Source organism: Daejeonella sp. H1SJ63, assembly GCF_029360775.1.
Taxonomy (GTDB): domain Bacteria; phylum Bacteroidota; class Bacteroidia; order Sphingobacteriales; family Sphingobacteriaceae; genus Daejeonella.
Map to the genome: position 1 here is coordinate 448136 of NZ_JARKMZ010000028.1, position 22164 is coordinate 470299.

13 protein-coding genes are annotated in these 22164 nt (G+C 38.2%); all 13 read left to right on the forward strand.

Translation table 11 applies throughout. The features are described from left to right. Positions 1–392: 392 nt before the first annotated feature. The 13 genes from P2W72_RS09805 (at position 393) to P2W72_RS09865 (ending at position 22159) form a co-directional block, all read left to right on the forward strand. Positions 393–1277 (forward strand): hypothetical protein, encoded by an 885-nt coding sequence (locus P2W72_RS09805; RefSeq protein ID WP_276361573.1) that lies wholly within the window; start codon positions 393–395, stop codon positions 1275–1277. Positions 1278–1605: 328 nt separating this feature from the next. Further along, positions 1606–2556, forward strand: a complete 951-nt coding sequence (locus tag P2W72_RS09810; RefSeq protein ID WP_276361576.1) for an amidohydrolase family protein — start codon at positions 1606–1608, stop codon at positions 2554–2556. Beyond that, complete coding sequence (locus tag P2W72_RS09815) at positions 2546–3358, forward strand: amidohydrolase family protein (RefSeq protein WP_276361578.1); 813 nt, start codon at positions 2546–2548, stop codon at positions 3356–3358. Before P2W72_RS09810 ends, P2W72_RS09815 begins: the two co-directional genes overlap by 11 nt. A 58-nt stretch (positions 3359–3416) precedes the next feature. Continuing rightward, the gene (locus tag P2W72_RS09820; RefSeq protein ID WP_276361581.1) at positions 3417–6635 is read left to right on the forward strand and encodes a DUF4962 domain-containing protein; all 3219 of its coding nucleotides are present in this window, start codon (positions 3417–3419) and stop codon (positions 6633–6635) included. Between the two features lie 144 nt (positions 6636–6779). Continuing rightward, the gene (locus P2W72_RS09825) at positions 6780–9023 is read left to right on the forward strand and encodes a transglutaminase-like domain-containing protein (protein WP_276361582.1); all 2244 of its coding nucleotides are present in this window, start codon (positions 6780–6782) and stop codon (positions 9021–9023) included. Positions 9024–9282: 259 nt separating this feature from the next. Continuing rightward, positions 9283–9864, forward strand: coding sequence for a sigma-70 family RNA polymerase sigma factor (locus P2W72_RS09830; protein WP_276361583.1), 582 nt, complete (start codon positions 9283–9285; stop codon positions 9862–9864). A gap of 106 nt (positions 9865–9970) precedes the next feature. Next, positions 9971–11152, forward strand: a complete 1182-nt coding sequence (locus P2W72_RS09835) for a FecR family protein (protein ID WP_276361584.1) — start codon at positions 9971–9973, stop codon at positions 11150–11152. A gap of 345 nt (positions 11153–11497) precedes the next feature. Then, on the forward strand, positions 11498–14752 hold the full coding sequence (locus P2W72_RS09840; protein ID WP_276361587.1) for a SusC/RagA family TonB-linked outer membrane protein: 3255 nt from the start codon (positions 11498–11500) through the stop codon (positions 14750–14752). 50 nt (positions 14753–14802) lie between these two features. Further along, positions 14803–16422, forward strand: a complete 1620-nt coding sequence (locus P2W72_RS09845) for a SusD/RagB family nutrient-binding outer membrane lipoprotein (protein ID WP_276361589.1) — start codon at positions 14803–14805, stop codon at positions 16420–16422. Between the two features lie 492 nt (positions 16423–16914). Next, positions 16915–18258, forward strand: coding sequence for an AGE family epimerase/isomerase (locus P2W72_RS09850; protein ID WP_276361591.1), 1344 nt, complete (start codon positions 16915–16917; stop codon positions 18256–18258). A gap of 16 nt (positions 18259–18274) precedes the next feature. After that, the gene (locus P2W72_RS09855; protein ID WP_276361593.1) at positions 18275–19627 is read left to right on the forward strand and encodes an AGE family epimerase/isomerase; all 1353 of its coding nucleotides are present in this window, start codon (positions 18275–18277) and stop codon (positions 19625–19627) included. 70 nt (positions 19628–19697) lie between these two features. Next, on the forward strand, positions 19698–21041 hold the full coding sequence (locus P2W72_RS09860; RefSeq protein WP_276361595.1) for an AGE family epimerase/isomerase: 1344 nt from the start codon (positions 19698–19700) through the stop codon (positions 21039–21041). A gap of 176 nt (positions 21042–21217) precedes the next feature. Continuing rightward, on the forward strand, positions 21218–22159 hold the full coding sequence (locus P2W72_RS09865) for an IS982 family transposase (RefSeq protein WP_276361597.1): 942 nt from the start codon (positions 21218–21220) through the stop codon (positions 22157–22159). Positions 22160–22164 lie beyond the last annotated feature (5 nt).

Sequence of the window (22164 nt, forward strand, 5' to 3'; positions counted from 1 at the left end):
TCAAGAGGACAACATTTTAGGTGCGTTCTTGTACTATTTTATCGGAATGGTAATCAGTAGATTTGGCTCTGTCATTATTGAACCTTTTCTTAAGAAAGTAAAATTTTTAAAATTTAGAGAATATCACAAATATATGAGTGTATCAAAAAAGGATTCAAAAATTGAACTTTTATCAGAGGTAAATAACACTTACAGGACTTTAAATTCAATGATAGTTCTTTTACTTCTAACGAAGTTATTTAATTATCTATCAATAAAGTTTCAATTTGATAATTCGGTGTCAATAGTAACATTGACAATATTAATTTTTATACTATTCATTTTCTCGTACAGAAAGCAAACCAATTATATCACCAAACGAATAGACGCAAATGAATAATCAACATTATAATATGAGTATAGTAAAATCATTATCTGTTGGGAATGGTGACATGTTCTATATTAAACATAACACTGACAATTTCACTATAATTGACTGCAATATTACTGGGACAGATGATAACAAAAAAAGAATAGTTGATGAATTGATTAAAGAATCTGCATCAAAAACATTGACTAGGTTCATTTCTACGCATCCTGATGGAGACCATTTTGGTGGAATAGAATATTTAAATAGTAGAATGCCAATAGTGAATTTCTATTGTGTAAAAAATAGTGCGACAAAAGAAATTGAGACTAATGATTTTAAAAAATATTGTGAATTACGCGATTCAGCTAAAGCATTCAATATTTACAAAGGGTGTTCAAGAAAATGGATGAATGAAAGCGATGAGACTAGAAAACAAGCAGGAATAAGTATTCTTTGGCCAGACACTTCGAATCAATTTTATAAAGACGCATTAAAAATTGCAAATGAAGGAGGCAGCCCTAATAACATTTCAGCAATGATAAAATACGGTATGCAAGATAGTGCGACAATTGTTTGGGTGGGAGATGTTGAAACAGATTTCATGAATAATATTGAAGCAGACTTGAAACTTCCTAAAACTGACATTTTGTTCGCACCACATCATGGACGTAAAACCGGTAAAATACCAAAATCTATTCTTGACGTTGTTAAACCCAAGATAATTGTAATTGGGGAAGCTGATGCTGAATATTTAGATTACTATCAAGGTTACAACACAATTACCCAAAATACAGGCGGTGACATAACATTTGAATGTGTGGAAAATTGGGTTCATATTTATTCTTCAAATGAAAATTATAGTGTAAACTTTCTGACAAATAAAAACCAATCAACTTTTAAACACTATATCGGTTCGTTAGCAGTATGACAGACAGAATAACGCCAGCAGGTAACAGCAGCTACCCAAAAGGCGGGGTTTCGTGTCCAACTGTCCGTAGATTTAAGCGCAGCGTCTCTACGGATTATCAAATGAATAACAGTCGTGCAACTCGTCTACTCCCAATACCGGTATTTATTTCTCCATAATTAATATTGCACCATACGGACCGGAGGTTCCCGATGGATGGAGTCGAAATTTGAAACAATCTAACCTAATCTACTTTTTTCAACATATTTTTTTTTCTGAATGGGGCTTTTTTCTTTTTGCGGGTCATTAATTTGTTTAATGGTTAAAAAAGAGAATTAAACTGCCATTCATGAAAAATCGAACTGATTTTGGCTTAAATCGTAGGGCATTTTTAAGTACCGGTGGTCTCGGACTATTGGGTGCTTCCATGTCGGGGGTATTGTGTAATGTGCCTTCAAAAGAAGAAACTGAGCAGGCCTCCAATACCTTTCAGAAGGATGGCTGGAAGGCCATTATGGAATCGGCAAAGAAATATCCCAAGCTGGATGCGCATAATCACGTGTGGACCGGCAGCAATGCGGCGCAGGTGGATGAGAGCTGTGAAGCATTGGGTATTACCAAAGCAGCCTGCTCCATTCCGGGAGGGAAAACGGTGGCTGAAATCCGTGCCAATAATGATATTATCATCCAGGCCATGAAGTCGCATCCCAAGCGCATCATGGGACAATGCTATATCAACCCTTTGTTTAAAAAAGAAGCGCTGGATGAAATCGACCGTTGTGTAGACAATGGGATGGTGATGCTTGGCGAATTATATGATGCCGTAAAGATCAGTGATCCCTTATATTATCCGATAGTGGAGCGATGCATCAAGCATAAAATTCCATTGATGCTGCATGGTGTAACCACCCTTGGCAACTGGCGTCCGGGTTATTTGCCAACCAATCCGCCAAACTCATCGGTTCCTGAAGATTTTGTTGAAATCGCCAACCGCTATCCTGAAGCCATGATCATTTGCGGTCATATTGGTGGGGGTGGTAACTGGGAATACATGTGCCGGATTTTAAAGAAGGCGCCTACTTTATACCTGGATACCAGTGGCAGTGTCAGTGATGAGGGGATGATCGACATGGCGGTGAAATACCTTGGTGCGGATCGTTTGCTGTTCGCTACTGATATGAACTACGAAACCGGCGTGGGTAAAATTATGTGGGCTGATCTGACTGAAGCAGACAGGAAAAAGATATTCTTTGAAAACTTTAACAATCTATTGAGAAAGGCGGGTAATCATGCTGCTTGATATTAATGCATTCGTGGGCCACTGGCCATTCAGAAATTTAAGAGGGAATAATCTTAAAGATCTGCTGAAACGTATGAATACCTATGGGGTGGATAAGGCTATTGTATCTAACCTGAACGGGATCTTCTATGTAGACGGACAGATTGCCAATGAAGAGTTATTTGCAGAGCTGAATTCAGATCCATTGTTTAAAGATCGTTTTATTGCTTTTGCAACTATTAACCCGGTTTTGCCCTGGTGGAGAGATGCGCTGGAAACCTGTCACAAAGAGTTTGGGATGAAAGGAGTACGGATATTTCCGGTATATCATCATTACAAACTTACCGATAATGCCTGCATCGAAATGGTGAAGGCTGCCAGAGATCTGGGTATGGTTGTTTCCATTCCGCTTCGTATGACTGATCTGAGAGAAAGATCCTGGCTGGATGTGGATAAGGCGATCAGCTATAATGATGTTGCAGCATTGGTTGCTAAGGTGCCTGATGCCAAATACATGATTCTGGAAGCCAGAATTACCGACGGACAGGAGCCTACCACGGCTGAGTCTGTTAAAATACTGAAGGCTGCTGATGTGCTTTTTGATACCTCAAGAGGCAGCGGAGTGGCTGTAAAGGGTCCTAACAGCGAAAGCCTGACCTATTTACTGGAGAATTTCGGCGCAGATAAACTGGCTTTTGGTACGGAAACTCCTTTTGTGGATTATACCTCCCCGTTTTTAAGACTCGGAGTTTTTAAGGCCATTGATGAGAATACCAAACAAAAGGTATGGTCGGGGAATGCCCTGCGCATGCTTAAACTTTAAAAAATTAAACCCAACAACAATCCCGCATATGCGGAAATTAACTACAAATAATATCCAAATGAAAAAACAATTCCTTTTACAACTCGCAGCAATTTGCATGATTTTTAATCTTGCGTATGCTCAGAATCCGGTTGGCAGGACTCCCTACACTTTGTCCAATGATTTTGAGACAGGGGAGCTTTTCGGCTGGGAAACTTATCCTTATGCTCAGGATATAGCCTTTGATGCGCTGTATTTTGCGGTTAAGTCGCCTACTTATAAAGACAGCAAATACGCGCTGGCCCGTCCTTTTAAAGCGCATGATGTGACTGAACTCTATCAGGGTTTTACCAGACGTCTGAATATGTATACCATTGCCGGCAGTAGGGTAAAAGCTGCGATTTATTTTCAGGGCGACCGTAATCCGGAATCTCTGGAGCTTTCATTAGGTACTTTTGAGGGTAAACGTTATTTCCATACCATCAAAAACCCTAAAGCCAATTCCTGGCTGGAGCTTGATCTTCCGATATCTGAATTTAAGCTGAATGGCCAAGCACTTGGAGCTAATGAGCATATTCAGGTGATCACACTGAAAGGAACTTATCCTATTGTAAACTACCTGTACACTTACACCATTCTGATGGATGATTTCAGCTTCAATGGTGAACGCGACAGACAATTTGTATCAACGAGCCCTGCATCTACCAATCTGGACATGTTTGATGTTTCCATTTTAAACAAGCATTTTTTCTATGGAGATAATGTAAGCCTTAAAGTGGCCCCTGAAGGAAATCTGAACCTGAAACAGGTAAAAGGTACTTTGGTTGACAGTAAAGGCAAAATTGTGAAAGACAATATCGCTTTCACCCGCAGCGGTAATGAATGGTCTAATCAGGCTATTTATAAGCTTTCTGAGAAGGATGCCCGCGGACAATGGGAGATCCGTTTGAAAGGGGACGACGGACAGGGAGGAGAGCTGAGCTGGGCTATTCGTTTCCTGATGCCGGGTAAGCAGATCAACGGTCACCCGAGATTGTATTTCTCTGCTGAGGAGCTTAAAAACCGTTTGGCAAATGAGAAATCGCCGGTAGCGAAAAAGATTCTTGACAATGCACTGGCTCATAAGGATTTCATGAAGGTCAATGTAGATGAGATCAAAGAAGGGGTAGACATGACTGCAGAGAATCTGGTAGGTGGCCCTCATTCTAAAACAGCAGTAGGATTTGGTTCTTATGCTTTATGGAATAATCCAAATTCAACACTGGGTAATGTCATTGAAGAGGGAAGTCTTCAGTATGCCTTCACCGGAGACCGTGCGGCAGGTGAGCAGGCTAAAAAAGCATTGTTAAAATTATGTTCGTTTAAGAAATGGAATGCCGACTGGATGCTGGAGCGTAAGTTCTGGACTTATTATCCGGTAGGCTATACCATTAAACCTGTGGCTTATGGTTATGATATGCTGTATGATTTGTTATCAGATTCAGAGCGTGCATTTGTAAGACAGGCTATTATGGATAAAGGATTGAAGATGTTCCACCGTGATATGGTTGAGATGAACCGTATGCCTTCTAACCAGACCAATCATATCGCTGTTCTTGCAGGTGGTATGGGATTAGCTGCAACTGCTATTTATGGAGATGATCCTTCAAACCCGAATCTGGAGCCTTATATCTCAGGTATTTTGACTAAAACGAAGACTTTTATCGATCGTACTTATTATGAAGATGGAAGTTATGGAGAGCCAAAAAGTGGTTATATGCACATGGCAAGCCGTGATATGGGAGAGTTGCTTCCGGCATTGGAGCGTAATTTCGGGGTAGATTATTCTACAACTACAGCATTTAAAGATTTCTACAAATATCCGATGCAGGCCAGCTATTCTAATGGTTTAATGCAGGATTACGGAGATGGCGGTGGCGCTAAAGGTTCACGTGTTGATATGGGAAGCCAGATCCACGCCTGGTGGTTAGCCTACCGTACTAAAAATCCATACATCTACAGCTATGTAAAACCATTCTGGGAAGCCGGAAAAGGTGGATACCTGAGTTATTTATGGTATACTGATGGTATTACTCCTGCTTCAAGAGAGAGTCTTCCTCCATCTAAATTCTTCTCTGCCCAGGGTATGGTGATGCGTTCTGGATGGGATGATCAGTCGATGATCCTGAGTACTCGCGTTGGTCCGAATGCCAATCACTACCATTACGATCAGGGTAGTTTCCAGATCATGAAAAACGGAGAAACTTTATTGACTGACCCTGCTTATGGTCCTTTGGGATATTATGCGAATCTCGAGTATTTGAGTTATAGCGTTCAGGCGAATGCTCATAACGTGATGCTGGTTGATCACGATCCTGAAAGTCAGGCTCCTGCTCATTATGATAATGGTATCAAAGCTTTACGTGAATGGCCAAAGGTGCTGCATTTGTTCAACGGTAAAGATGCCGACGGAATGGAGAGTGAACTAAGCTCTGTGTACAAGGATAAGCTTGAAAAATACTCACGTACCTTGCTTTATACCAAAACCGGACCGATCTTCTTATTTGATGAAGTGAAAAGTAAATCGCCAAAAGGCCATGTTTACGATTGGTTGTTTCATGCTCCTCCGGGTGAAAACAATCAGACTGCCATCAGTTATGATAAAGGACGTATGATTATTGACCGTCCAAATGCTAAACTGACGATGGATGTAGTGACTCCGGAAATTGTTGCCTCTAAGATTTATGATAAGAGTGCAGGTATCGGTAAATCATTCTATGAGTCATTCCTGGATCTGGCAAGTAAACCGGATCTGAATCAGGTAAATTTCCTTGCAGTTATTTTACCGGAGTCTAAACCGTCTTCAGGTCCTGCACCTGTAACCACTAAGCTGGAAGCAGCGGGATGGATTGGTGCGAAGATGGAGCATGCCAATGGTTCTGATATCGGCTTCTTCAGAGTAGGATCAGAAAATGGGGTAGCTGCAGGATTTACGACAGATGCGAAAAGATTTACTGCATCCTACGATAAATCAGGTGCGCTTCAGAAGATTTATTATGAAGGAACTGCCATATCAGGTAATGGATTGGGATTAAACACGGATGCCGGAACCAGAGGTACTATTGCTTTGGTTTCTTCAGGTATAGATGCAGAAATCAAATCATGGAAAGGTTGTACTGCGAAAGTTCTGGTAGCCGGAAACCCTTCATCTGTACAGGTGGCAGGTCAGTCGGTTAAAGACTGGACTTATGATGCGGCTTCAAAAACCGTTTCTGTGAAATTACCGGGTGGAACAGTTGCTTTAAAAATCAATAAATAAGTTTATTTCTGTCAATCAGAAATAGTTTTCTTTTCATACCAATATTCCGGATCTTCATCAGTAAACTGGTGAAGATCCGGTGTTTTTTATCGACTGGCAATCAATACCGTTCAAAACTTATTCATTCGCCGATTTAGGTAAATTATGATTCAAAAACTTTATTTCAGGTCTGTCTTTACTGTTCTTGTTTTCCTCCTGGGTGCCGGAAACGGTTTTTCTTCTATTGTTCAGGGAGCATCCCATGCCGGACTCCGATATAGCCATTCAGACCAGGGCAGAGATACCCTGAACAGAAAGGCTGAGAAATGGACAGCTGCAGAATTATGGACTCAATCGGTTTCTCAGAACCTGAAGCTGGTAAACAATGCCATCGTATTGGAGGATAATCTTCTGATTGAAAACGATGCGGCAGCATTAGGTTCTATTCGTTCAGAAGCCTGGGATACGCTTGCCAGAGGAGTGGTCATCAGGAAATACCTGAACCTGACGGTGCTGCCTGATCAGAATGCATGGATCAGTATGCTGATTTATCCGATGGTACCGGCTGAGCCGATGAGTGGAGGGAAGCTTGAATTCAGGGTGAACGGAAATAAACCGATTGTTTATGAATTGAAGCATTTCTGGACTTCAGTTCCTGTGCCTGTTTCCTATCTGAAGAAGGGTAAAAATCAGATCGAAGTCAGGGTGCATAATCCCGATGAAAAATTCAGGATTCCAATGGCATTGAGTTCTGTTGTGAAAACCATTATTGGTCAGCCAACATCTTATACAGGGAATAGCGAGCGAAGCAATGACCAGGGTAAGACATGGACATATGCCGGTACCAGTGCTAACATTGCAGAATATCCAATCCGCTTGAAAATTCAGGCGAGCGACAAGAGAGGATGGCTTCAAACGCCGGTTATTAATCTGGCAGACAAAGGGGCAGGGGACCTGATGTATTTGCCGGTTAAAATGGAATCAGCAGGGATGAAGCCGGATACCCTGAATGCCGGAGGTTCAGGCTGGCAAACCCGAATCAGAACCGGTAATACCCATTTACCTGAAGCAGGTGAGTGGACAGACTGGCGGAATTTTAATGGGACTTTATTGCCTGTTGACCTGAATCACCGTTTTGTTCAGCTTGAATTTAGCTTTGGGTCAAATACAGCGGGTAAATCTCCACAGATTAGAGGTCTTGGACTGGAAAGTCGCTGGCGTTCAGTTTCATCAAAGGATAAGATTGTTATTTCAGAGGTCAGGAATTATCCTCTGATTCGTTCATCTTTTCATTTTGTGCATGAGAATCCTGCCTTACCGGAACTGCAGGACTTTCGCCGCCAGTTTAAGCTGGATCAGGTAGTAGAAGGTGCAAAAACAGAATGGGAGAAAATTAAGCTTCTAAGGGCCTGGACAGCCGCAAGTTGGGACTGGTTTCTTCCGAATTCGGAGTTTGATGATCTTTTAAGCTGGGATGCACAGAAAATACTCAGTGGCCCTTTGGCCAAAGGTAATCTATCAAAAAAGGGAGGTAATTGCCTTCATTATGCCATTGTGTTTGCACAGGCTTGTCAAAGTTTCGGAATACCGGCAAGGATTGTAAATACCAATTATGCCATCTGGGGAGGGCATGAGCTGGTGGAGGTCTGGTCGCGCGATTATGGCAAATGGATCATGGCCGATCCCAACTTCGATTCGATGTTCTACGATAAGAAAACCGGTATTCCTTTAAATATTCTTGAATTGCATGATCTTTTTCTCCAGACTTATTATCCTGACGGAGAAGTAATTGACAGAGATCAGTGGTCGTTTGAAGACCGCGATCGCCGTGCCAACCGGATTGATCCTGATAAACTTCCTATTGCCATGGAGGTTGGTGGAAAAGCCTTTTCAGGGAAAATTAATCAGGATTACGTCTGGTGGAAAGTAACCATGAATAAAGAAAATTCAGGTTATTCAGGAGGATATGGATTCTATAATACCGCAGAAGTGCGCTGGGTACCGCGCAGCAACTGGTTGAGTCAGAAACTGCCCTTACCCGTAACCCATGGCAGGACGCACTGGGGTTGGGATGGATATTATGCCTGGACTGATCCGCAAACACCCGAAACACCTGAGCATCGTTACTATGTGAGAAGGGCTTCAGATATGTATGGCCGGCTTTGCAGTGTAGATTTCAGTGTGCAATACCTCAATGAGGGACGAATCAAAATAAATATGGCCACAGAAACTCCCGGATTCAGTCATTTTAGTTTGGTAGTGAACGGTATTCAGATTACTGAAAAGGGTAATTCGGCTTTTGTGAATTTGGTTGAGGGTAATAATACTATTGAAATTAAAAGTGTGGATGCTTTGGGGAATGCTGGGGTAGTTAGCGGTTTGAAAATTAGTTATTTGGGAGTTAATTGATGTAAGGTAATTCCCTGTATATTAATCAACCCTGTGTTATTAATTGGTTAAATAAATGACGTGCCAAGGATAATTTTAGAATATTAGATTTATAGTAATTGAATGTAACTTTTTAGTTATAGATTTATGAAAGTTAAGGTTAAGTTATAGCATAACAAATCAAACTGGAGATGTGAGTTTATAGGTTAAAGCTCTATAATGAGTTCGAAAACAGTATTTAAACTATCGGAATATTCATATAAGTTTAGTAAATTTCAATATGTTAATCGGAAAATCTCATACTGTTGAAGATAGTTTACTTCTTGTTAAACTTGGGCAGGGTTCAGAAGAAGCCTTCGAAGCAATATATGAAAAGTATTGGAGCAATGTTTTTGATGAAGCCTATAAGAGAATTGGAGACCGGGATATTGCTAAAGATATAGCTCAGGAAGTATTTACATCTATGTGGGTTAGAGGCACTGAAATTCCTATTGATAATCTTCCTGCCTGGTTATATACAGTAACAAAAAATAACGTTTACAAACAGATTCAAAAGCAAGAGCGATTTGTACCTATTTCTGATTTGTTATCTGAATTGCAAAATAATGGGGCTTGGGCAGATGCATTGATTGTTGAGAAACAACTGATTCTAGCATACAAGACCTTAATTGATTCACTCCCAAATCAGCAACGCATAATATTTAAAATGCGTTATCAGGATGAGTTTTCTCCGAATGAAATAGCTTTTAAATTGAAACTGTCTCCCAAAACAGTTCGTAATCATTTAGGCAGAGCTATTGTTAAATTAAAAACAACTTTCTTGATGGTACAGGTAGCCATGATTTTATTAGAAAAGAACTAATAGCTGGCTAAATTTCTTCTAATTCAATTATTTAAATTTTTCAAATTTATTTTTTTGATCACTGGGCAAATTTGCGGGTTGTCTACACATGTATATAAACGATTACATGGATCAATTTAGTAAAGAATATTTTCTTCAGATTATTGAAAAATATCAATCAGGTACAGCTACCAAAGAAGAAATTGACTTTTTGGATGCATATTATATTGCATTAGGGGTTCGTAAAAGCTATACCGATTCATTAGATGATTCAAGACGCCAGCTTCTTAAAGAAGATTTGAGAAACTCTGTATCGGTAAATATTCAAAATATTCATAAATCTAAATTAGGCCTGTTCAGCTGGAGTACCTTCAGATGGGCAGTTTCTACTGCAGCTGTGATAGCAGTTGTTGGTTTTTGGGTATTTTATTCTTCTCAGACTTCGGATATTATCAAGGATACCAATGTTTTACAAACAGTTGAGAATGATATTGTACCGGGAGGGAATAAAGCGTTTCTTACTCTTGCCAATGGAAAAAGAATTAGTCTGACCGATGCCAGTAACGGCACTCTTGCAGAACAAGCCGGTATAAAAATTGAAAAAACAACAGACGGTCAGTTGGTTTATACAGTACTATCAGATCGAAAGCAAACTTTACATTCAGAGAATCTGTATAACATCATAGAAACACCAAAAGGAGGCCGATACCAGATACGGTTACCTGATGGTACGAATGTATGGCTTAATGCTGCTTCAAAATTAACATATCCTTCAAGTTTCGCCGGTCGTCAAACACGAAATGTAGAGTTAAGTGGTGAAGCCTACTTTGAGGTAGCAAGAGATAAAGAACACCCATTTATAGTAAAAACAGTTAAGCAGCAAGTAGTGGTATTGGGCACTCATTTTAATATCAGTTCTTATGAAGATGAACCCGCTGTTAAAACTACTTTATTGGAAGGGAGTATAATAGTAAAAGGAACAAATGGTGGTGATAAAATTTTGAAACCAGGTCAACAATCAACTTTAACCACGAATAACTTAAAAGTCGAAGATATTAATAATGAACAACTTACGGTTGCATGGAAAGAAGATCAGTTTGTTTTTGATAGTGATGATATCCGATATATAATGAGAATGATCGCCCGTTGGTATGATGTGGAAGTAGAATATCAAGGTGAAATTCCTGAAAATAGATTTGGGGGATCTATTTCAAGATTTGAAAATGTCTCTGAGGTTTTAAAATCATTGGAATCTACCGGAAGAGTTAAGTTTAAAATCGATGGCAGACGTATTATTGTTACGAAATGATTATTTGATACTAATTAACCTATTTGTTAACCTAAATTAAGCTTATGAGAGAAAAATATCAGAAAATCTAAGCCGAAAAACCAGAAATGCGATTAACATTTCTGGTCTATGTTTGGCAATTGTCAATAATTAATTATCAACTGTTTAACTGCAGATGCCTGAGCTTCGAATCAAGGGCATACTGCTTAAAACCAAACTTTGCAAATGTATAAAATTTATACAAATAAATCGGGTATGTCCAAGGGATATATACCTAAAATAGTGCTAATTATGCGACTGACCACTGTTATATTAATAACTACATTCATGCAGGTCTATGCTGCAGGTTTCGCTCAGAAAATTAGCATGTCACAATCTAATGCACCATTAAAAACAGTGTTAAAGGTGCTAAAGTCTCAGAGTGGATATAATTTTGTTTACACTGACGATTTATTGAAAATGGCTAAGCCGATTAATATTAATGTTGATCGGGCAGAATTAGGGGATGTTTTAACTCAAATTTTCAGAGAACAGCCATTAACTTATAGTGTAAATAAAAATACTATTACGCTAAAAGAAAAGTTATTTCTAAGCCTGAATGATAAACTTGAAAATGAGTTAAAGGATATTGTTGTAAGAGGCAAAATTACTGACTCTAAAGGTGAAACACTTCCTGGAGTAAGTGTTAGAGTTAAGGGAACTACAATTGGTACATCTACAGACATAGATGGCAGGTATTCCTTAAATGTTAGCGATAATGCTATCCTTGTAATATCTTATATAGGATATCTTTCTAAGGAAGTTGCTGTTAGTGGCAGAAACTCAATAGATATTGTTTTGGAAGTTTCAACAGCCTCATTAAATGAAGTCGTTGTAACTGCCCTGGGTATTGAAAGAGAAAAAAGATCACTGACTTATAGTACCCAGGCAATCAGTACGGAAGAACTGTCAGAAGCCCGCGAATTAAATGTGACAACCTCCTTACAGGGTAAGGTACCTGGAATTTCCATTTCTTCGGCTGGAACAGGTGTTGGAGCTTCTAATCGAATTGTACTTCGTGGAAATCGCTCGATTTCAGGCGATAGCCAACCACTATATGTCATAGATGGTGTTCCGATTATTGGGGATCCTTCTGATATCAGCCCGGACAATATTGCTTCTTTAAATGTGCTTAAAGGCCCGAATGCAGCAGCCTTGTATGGTTCAGCAGCTCAGAATGGTGTGATCATAATCGAGACAAAGAAAGGTAAAACCGGAGCAGTTAATTTGAGTCTGAATCAAACCACTCAAATTATGAGCCCGATTCACACAATACCTTTTCAGAATGAGTACGGACAGGGAATTGGTGGAGTTTATCAAAAAAATACAGAATCTTCTTGGGGTCCCAAAATGACAGGACAAGCCGTAGATACCTGGTCTATACGTCCTGAAGATGCAGGAAAGCAATATAGTTTTAGTCCGCAGCCGAATAATGTAAAGGACGCTTTTCAAATGGGATATAATACCGCAACGAACATTATCGCAAGTGTCGGTAGTGAAAATATTCAGGGTATGTTCACTTATACCAGGACTGACGCTGCGGGTATTGTAGATGGCAATAAATTGGGAAGAAATAACATGGCAGTCAGATTAACTGCACAGTTAACTAAAAGATTAAAGCTTGACACAAAGGTAGATTACATGCAACAGGTTATCAACGATAATCTGGTAGAGGATATTAATAACTTTAATCCGGCTAAACAGATCTACATGTTGCCACGTAACATCAGAACTGAAGATGCTAAAAATTATACCTATACTAATTCAGCGGGTATTGTATTGCAAAACTTTTGGACTCCGGGATCGACACTGGGGTTAAACCCATATTTTTTGATAAACCGCGCCAGCAATATCAGTCCAAGGGAGCGCACAATTGGGATGGCTTCATTAACCTATGATATAGCAAAGGATTTAAAATTTATGGCAAGAGTGTCTTTTGATAAAGTAATGAACTCAAATGAGGAGAAGCTTTCAAGAGATTTTTATGCCAGAGCACTAAATGGCAGATATACAGTATCTAGTGGTAAATCTTCATTATTCAACAGTGATGCATTGTTATCATACAATAAAAAAGTTAATGAGGATTGGAATTTCAATATTAATCTGGGAGGAAATATTCGGAATGACCGTAATTCATCCTTAAGCTCTAATACAGGTGTTGGTATGATAGTACCTGATTTTTGGACATTGTCTAATACTCTGGATGGTATCACTTCAAATAATCCCGGACCTAATATTGACGTACATTCTGCTTATGCCTTTGCAAATATTGGATGGAGGAATGCCATATTCCTGGATATAACTGGCAGAAATGACTGGAGTTCAACTTTACCAAAAGCAAACAGATCCTACTTCTATCCATCAGTTGGACTTAGCGTAATTCTTTCAGATTTGATAGAAATGCCTGAATTTTTATCCTTCGCCAAGTTAAGAGGCTCATGGGCAAAGGTTGGTAGTGGCGGTCCGGCATACATGCTTAACCGTACAGCGACATTTTCTCCTGGAGGAAATAACGGATATTTACAATTAAGCAGTACCCTGCCTAATACTGATTTACGTCCTGAAGAAACAAAGTCTTTAGAATATGGAATTGATTTGAGTTTTTTTAATGATCGTATCGGATTCAATGTAACAGGTTATAAAACAAATACCGTAAATCAATTGTTTACTGTTGCTCTGCCTCCGGGATCTGGTGCAAGTCAGTTTTTTACTAATGGTGGTGATGTTGAGAATAAGGGTGTTGAGTTGGGTCTAACTGGTATACCATTAAAAACTGCAAACTTTAAATGGGAGAATAGTTTAACATTTTCAAGAAATCAAAATTTAGTTAACAAACTAAATGATGAACGACCTAAACTTATAGTTGGATCGGATCAGAGTTTCCGTGATTTTGTTGTGGTTCAAGGTCAACCTTTTGGACAAATTTTTTCTATAGGATGGAGAAGAGATGCAAATGGTAATGTCATTGTGGGTAGTAATGGTGTTCCACTTAACTCCGGAACAAGAAGTCTGAGTGTGGCAAATGCTATACCGGATTGGATGGGTGGATTTAGTAATACCTTTTCTTTTAAGAACTTAAATCTTAGTTTCCTAATAGATCACCGTCAGGGAGGTACCGCACTATCTGTGACTGATGCAATGTTGAACTTTGAAGGATTAACTGAAAAAACATTAACGGGAAGAGAAGGCGGACTTATTTTTGGTCAGAATTTATTTCCTGGTCAAAGGGCTGTTAAACAGGATGGAACTCCAAACGATATTCCTGTAAATGCTCAGACATTCTGGAGAACCACCGGTGGTGTGGTAAATCCTGTAGGAGAGGCATTTGTAGAAAGTATGACCAATACCCGTCTTAGAGAATTAATGTTAGGTTATACTTTCCCTAAATCTTTGTTAAGAAACCTGCCGGTTAAAAGTGTTAAACTTTCTGTAGTAGGAAGAAATCTATGGTTCATCTACAGAGCTTCTAAAACAATTGATCCAGATATAACCGCAGGAACAGGAGTAATATCTGAAGGTCAGTCTGCTTTTGCACCTCCAACGGTTAGATCTTATGGACTCAATTTGAAAGTAGACTTATAATATAAGCTACGCTCAAATAAATAAATCATTTAATATTTAATTTTTTAAATATGAAACATTTACAAAATAGAATAGGCCACAGGCTTATCAATTTAGCTATTCTTGCAATTACAGTCTTACTTGCCAATAGTTGTACAGATAAGTTTGATGATAGAAATATTCCTCAGGATAGGATAGTTGCAGATAAAATGGATGCGAATTTAGCTGGACAAGCTTTCGCTTTTGCCCAATATAATTCTGTTAGTGGTTTGTCAACATACATATGGAATTCAGCGCTTTATTCAGATAGGTTTGCTCAATATTTTTCAAATATTCATCCTGCATTTCAATCAGAACAATATGTTGAAGCAGGAGCCCATAAGGATAGGTTATGGAGCAACTTTTATGATATGGTAGCAACTCAGTTACATTTTGTTCAGGAGTATACAGCTAAGAATAATTTACCTGTTGAAAATGCAATAACCAAAGTGCAGAAAGTTGCATCTTATCACAGAATGACTGATCATTTTGGACCTATGATCTACTCTGAGTTTGGAAGTGGTAAGACAAGTGTTAATTATACCTCGCAGAAGGATATGTACCTTGATTTCTTCAAATTACTGGATGAAGCATCGGCTGTGTTCAAACAAAATGCCGGAAAGAAAAATGCATTTGGAACAAATGATCAAATGTATAGGGGCGACGTCAATTTATGGGCAAAATTTACTAATTCACTAAGGCTCAGACTAGCATTAAGAATTGTTTATGTTGAGCCTGCATTAGCAAAGACACAGGCTGAAAAAGCGGTAGCTGATGGAGTCATGATTAATAATTCTGAAAGTGGTTTAATTGCATGTACTATTAATTCATTGAATGGTTTGTCTAAAATTACTTACCACGAAGAATGGAGAATGAGTGCAACAATCCATAGTTTAATGATTGGATATAATGATCCGAGAACTCCCGTTTATATGTCGCAACGTTGGGATGGGGGAGGTTACAGGGGGCTTAGAAATGGGCTGCCCGTAAATCAAAGAGACCGGGGTGCAATGACTTTAAGTTATTCAGCAATTGGCAACAGGTGGAGACCATTATATACCGGTGCTTGGGGTGATGCAGGAATAAATGCTCCAATGGGAGTATTAACAACTTCAGAGGTTTATTTTTTAAGAGCAGAAGGTGCCTTAAGAGGATGGAACATGGGTGGTACTGCTAAAGAGTTGTATGAAAATGGTATTCGCATGGCAATTTCTTCAATTACAACTGCCACATCTGCTGCCATTGAAACTTATATTAACGGCACTACATTACCTGTTCCCATAAATGATCCTTGGAATAGCCCTCCGGTAACGAATATTCCAGTCGCTTATCAGTCATCTGGTAGTTTCGAGACACAACTTGAACAAATCATAACTCAGAAATGGATTGCAATTTTTCCTGATGGATGGGAAGCATGGGCAGAACGTAGAAGAACAGGTTATCCATTAGGCTATGCCATCATAGAATCTCTGAACCCTAATCTAACTAAATTTGACCTGGCCAGAAGAAGAGAATATCCTCCAATTGAAGCTTCAGCGAATGCAGAAGGATTTAAAAGTGGTTTAACTTTATTAGGAGGGCCAGACCGTATGGATACCAGACTATGGTGGGATGCAAAACCATTAACCTCATTTAAACAGCCAACGAACTAGATTTTTAACAACTGGATTTTAATCGAATTCACATATCGGTTATTGATTAATGACCTTAATGTAACAAGATCTATTATTGATTAACCTTTATATCAATAATTTGATTATCAGATTTGGTTTAATTCAAATTACTTAAGGGCAGATCAGCCTGATCTGCTCTTAAGTAAAATTGATTCTTATCAAAATCTTGATTGTTTAACTGTTGCAATTTACCGGTAAATCATAATCAGAGATTCGATTTAAACCTCTTTTTGAAGTAATTCTGGGCCGACTTCCATTAGTTTGTTGAAAGCACCATGAACTAATTATCTATTATTTTCTTGAAAGCAATTTATTATATCCTGATCTGCTTGTCAGGTAATTGCTCTCAGATCATTCCTAAAAGGACTGTCATGTTTCAATGCTGCAATAAGGACAGGCATAGACCTTCCTGTATTGTGAGCAAAACGATTTGAAATAAATGTTGAATTGATATTATCTAAAATTTAAAATATGAAGAGTAACGATTTTTCCAGACGTGGTTTTTTAAGAATAAATGCCATGTCAGCTGCAAGTGTATTACTACTGGGGGCAGCAGGATGTGATGGCAAGAGTTCTGATTCATCAAGTAATACAAATTCTTTAAATGATCCCGGGGATCTGGATCTTGAGAAACTTAAAAATAAATACAAGGCAGAGTTATTTGATCGGTTTATCCCTAATATGGATAAATACGTTATAGATCATGAATTAGGCGGATTTATGTGTTCTGTAGAGATTGAATCAGGAAAATCTGGTTCAACTGATAAACGATCCTGGTATGAAGGTCGTGGAATGTGGACTTATTCCTTTCTCTATAATAACCTCGAGAAAAAGCCTGAATATTTAGAGATTGCTCGTAAGTCAAAGGATTTTATTTTAAAGTCACAGCCCAAAGATAACAGGTTTTGGACTACTTCATTTACCAAAGAAGGTAAACCCTTATCAGAGGATGAAGGAGATATTTACAGTAGCCTTTTCATTGCAGAAGGATTGGCTGAATATTCAAAAGCTTCTGGTGAAAGTCAATATATGACTCTTGCAAAGACTATTCTTTTTTCTTGTCTGGATCGTTTTGATAGCCCTGATTATGAATACCATGTTGCATATTTAACCAAAGACTCACCCAAAGTTCTTGCTCCAAGAGTATTGGGGCATTGGATGGTATTTTTAAGAGCAGCCACTCAGCTTCTTGAAAATGCACCGGATACTAAAGTTGAAAAGTTAGCAGATCGTTGTGTTGATGCGATAATGAATTATCATCTCAACCCTGACTATCATCTTGTTAATGAGTTGCTAAATCATGATTTAACCAGACCTGAGAATGAATTTAATCAATTTTCATATTTGGGTCATGGTATTGAAACCTTATGGATGGTATTATTTGAAGCTGCTCGTCGAAAAGACAAAGCTCTTTTTGATCGTACGGTTGAGGTTTTTAAGCGACATGTAACTGTTGCAAAAGATTCTGTTTATGGAGGTTATTTCCGTTCACTGGATCATGTAGATAATAATACATGGAAGGTAGATAAAGTATTATGGCTTCAGGAAGAAGTATTGATTGGAACCTTGTTTATTGCCGAGCATACCGGTGATACATGGGCTAAACAATGTTTTAATGAGACTTATGACTACGTATATAAAAATTTCGTCAGAGAAGGCTTTAAATTCTGGCTCTCAGGTGGTGATCGAAAGTTAAAAGAATACAATAAGGTCAGGGCCGAACATTATCATCACCCACGTCATTTGATGCTTAATCTTCTTGCTCTCAATCGAATGATTGAAAGAAAAGGTAATGTGTCAAATCTGTTTACCTGATAAAACCTGAAGAGTTATGAAAAGTACAGGTTTTTCCAGACGTGACTTTCTGCATTCAAACTCATTTTATGGATTATTAGGCACTATTTTTCTTAATAATTCATTTACCGATAAGTTTGATTCATCAAAGATTGCGGTAGATATCTTATTAGAGCAAAAGAATAGAGCTGGATTCATTGATATATCTGCACTTATTGAATTAAGAGCTAAATATCGTTCTGAATTGTTCGGTAATTTTTTGCCCAATATGAATAAATTGATAATCGATCATGAATTAGGTGGATTCATGTGTGATATTGATAACAAAAAAGGTAAACTTTTATCAACAAAGAAGCGTGCCTGGTTTGAAGGGAGAGGAATTTGGCTTTATTCATTTTTATATAACAATTTTGGTAAGGACCCCAGTTATTTAGAGATTGCAACTAAATCAAAGAATTTTATCCTAAAACATCTTCCACCTGATGAGAATTTTTGGATTTCATCCTTTACAAAAGAAGGGCATCCATTACCCGGCGAGGGAGACATATTTTCTAATCTGTACATCGCTGAAGGTTTAGCTGAATATTCAAAAGCTTCCGGTGAAATTGAATATTTCAACCTTGCTAAGAAATTATTACTTCAATGTGTTACTGTATACGATAAAGAGGACTACGAATATGCTTCTGAAAAATCAATTAAGGGTCCCAGAGTTTTAAATCACTGGATGATCATGTTGGGCAATTCTACCCAAATGCTCAACTACAAACAGGATAATGAAATTGAATTATTGGCCCAAAGGTGCGTGGATGCAATTTTAAATGATCATTTCAATCCTGATTGGCAACTATTAGATGTGATGCTTTCTCATGATTTAACAAGATTGTCAGATTCAGAATCAGCACAAAAAGTAAGTTTTGGATTAGGAGTTCAAGCTTTATGGATGATATTATCTGAGGCTTTAAGGAAAAAAGATTTAATACTTTTTGAAAAAGCTAAAAAACTCCTTAAAAGACATATTGAAGTAGCGAAGGATAAAGTCTACGGAGGATATTACTGGTCTATTGAGAATGTCAGTTCAAATACTTTTAAGCTTGGCAAAGTACTTTCATTGCACGATGAAATTTTAATTGGTTCCCTTTTATTAGTTGAACATCAGGCAGATCAATGGGCCTTGGGCTGTTTTTCTGAGACGTATAATTATATAAAGAATAATTTTATGAAGAAGGATTATGTATTTCCCGTGGAAAATGGGGATCGTAAAATTGTTAACTTTTCGGATAAGGGTATGGGCATATATCATCATCCAAGGCAGCTGGTACTAAACCTGCTGGCAATAGAAAGAATTATTGATCGCAATGGGAAGAGCTCTAATGTTTTTGCCACAGATTAACATTATTTAGGGTGCAATATCCTTTTTAAGGGATAAACACTGAATTATTTCAATCATTAATTTAAATAAAATGAAAAGATATTCTAGACGCGATTTTTTTAAGAAGAATTCAATGGCAGGCATTGGGATAATTGGTGCCGGGTCAGTTTTGAGTACAATGATTTCAACGGATGTATTGGCTTATATACCTGAAAAGCCAGACCATCTTACCAAGATCTCTGATTTGAACCTTAAAAATCTTCGAAAAACTTATAAAGAGGCATTACTGGATAAATTTATTCCCAATATGGATAAATATGTGATTGACCATGAACTTGGTGGATTTATGTGCTCAGTAGACATTTTGACGAAAAAACTTGTCAATACTAATAAAAGAGCCTGGTTTGAAGGCAGAGGGATGTGGACTTATTCCTTTCTCTATAATAACATCGATAAAAATCCGAGGTATTTAGAGATTGCCAGAAAGTCTAAGGATTTTATTTTAAAACTATTGCCGTCAGATGGAAGTTATTATATTTCAGGGTTTACCAAAGAAGGAAAACCTTTATCTGATGTTGAAGGCGATATTTATGGTAATTTATTTGTCGCTGAAGGTTTGGCTGAATTTGCAAAAGCCAGTAATCAGATTAAATATCTTGATCTTGCCAAAGAAATTACTTTAAGAGCTGTAAAACGTTACGACAGGCCGGAATTTACCTATCCTTATAAAGCACAAGAGCGGATTGAAGGACCAAGGATATTGGGACATTGGATGATTCTTTTAAGCCTATCTACCCAAATGCTCAGACAAAGACCAGATAAGGAAATAAGTCAATTAGCTGATCGTTGCGTTGATGCGATAATGAATCACCATCTAAATCCTGAATATAAATTACTAAATGAAGCTCTGGCTCATGATCTAGGTCCTTTATCAGATCCTATAGCATCACAGTTTGGAGATATTGGACATGGTTGCGAGACATTAGCTTTTGTGTTAAATTATGCTGTTTTAACAAAGGATAAAAATTTATTTGACCGGGCCGCAAAGGAATTTAAGAGACATGTTGATGTTGCCTGGGATGATGTTTATGGAGGACACTTTCATGTACTTGAAAATGTAAGTTCTAATATCTGGACTTTAAATAAAGTTAGATGGCTTCAGGAAGAAATTTTAATTGGGGCTATGATTCTTATTGAACACAGGGGAGATGAATGGGCTCTGAACTGTTATTCAAAAACAGAGGCTTTTATCAGACAAAAGTACGTTCGCCCGGAATATGCTTTTATTATTGATAGTGGTGACCGTAAGATGGAAAAGCATTCACAAGTAAGAGCAGAGCATTATCATTTCCCTAGACAATTGATGGTTGGGATATTGGCAATTGATAGGATTATTGAAAGAGGTGAGAAACCTTCGGGATTACTTGGACAGTGATTAAGATAAATTTTAGTTGTTTTTATCATTTTATTAATGAGCATGTTGACTCGATTTGGTAAATTTTCTTATTAACCTGAGTTCGATTAATAATTATTGAAATTTTAATGTAAAATAGCGGGCGGATATTTATATTTAATTATCTGATAATAAAATAGTTAGTAACAAAATTCGCTATGGTTACTTACGATAAAGTTACCGATATTTTCTGTATAGTCGATGAGTTCTGCAAGAACTTTGATAATACCACCCAACACTTCATTTTAGGGAAGCCATCCAAACGGGCCCCTAAGATGGCCAAAAGCGAGGTGATGTGCATCATTATGCTTTTCCATTTAAGCGGCTTCCGGTGCTTCAAACATTTCTATCTTTTCTATGTGGAATGTCATATGCAAAGCGATTTTCCTCAAACAGTGTCCTACAACCGGTTTGTAGAGCTTAGCCAAGGTGTGATACTGCCGATGGCCATCTTCCTTAAAACCTGTTGTTTAGGCAAGTGTACCGGGATATCCTTTGTGGATTCGACCCCTATCCGGGTTTGTAAAAATAAACGGAACAAGGTTTTCAAAGGCACGGCTACGGTAGGCCAATCCACAATGGGCTGGTTCTATGGTTTTAAACTGCACATCGTAATTAATGACAAGGGCGAGATCCTGAATTTTGCCGTTTCACAGGCCAATGTCGATGATCGGGACCCCTTGAAAAATGAGGAGTTCCTGAAAAACGTGTTTGGAAAGCTCTTCGCCGATAAAGGGTACATTTCCAAAAAGTTGGTGGAAATCCTGTTTACCGATGGCGTACGGTTAGTCACAGGAATCCGTAACAACATGAAAAACTGCTTAATGAGCATGAACGACAAGATTATGTTACGCAAAAGATCTGTAATAGTAACCGTTAATGACGAACTAAAGAATATCTGCCAGGTAGAACATTCAAGACACCGTTCTTTTGTAAACTTCATTGTAAACATTATCGCTGGATTGGCAGTATACAGCTTTTTCCCAAAAAAAGCCCTCGATCAGGTACGAAACTGTAAAAACAAATCAATTATATGCTTTTTGATTAATCGAACGCAGGCTTATAGGAATTGTTTCGTTTACGGGTTAAAGCAACAATGATTTGA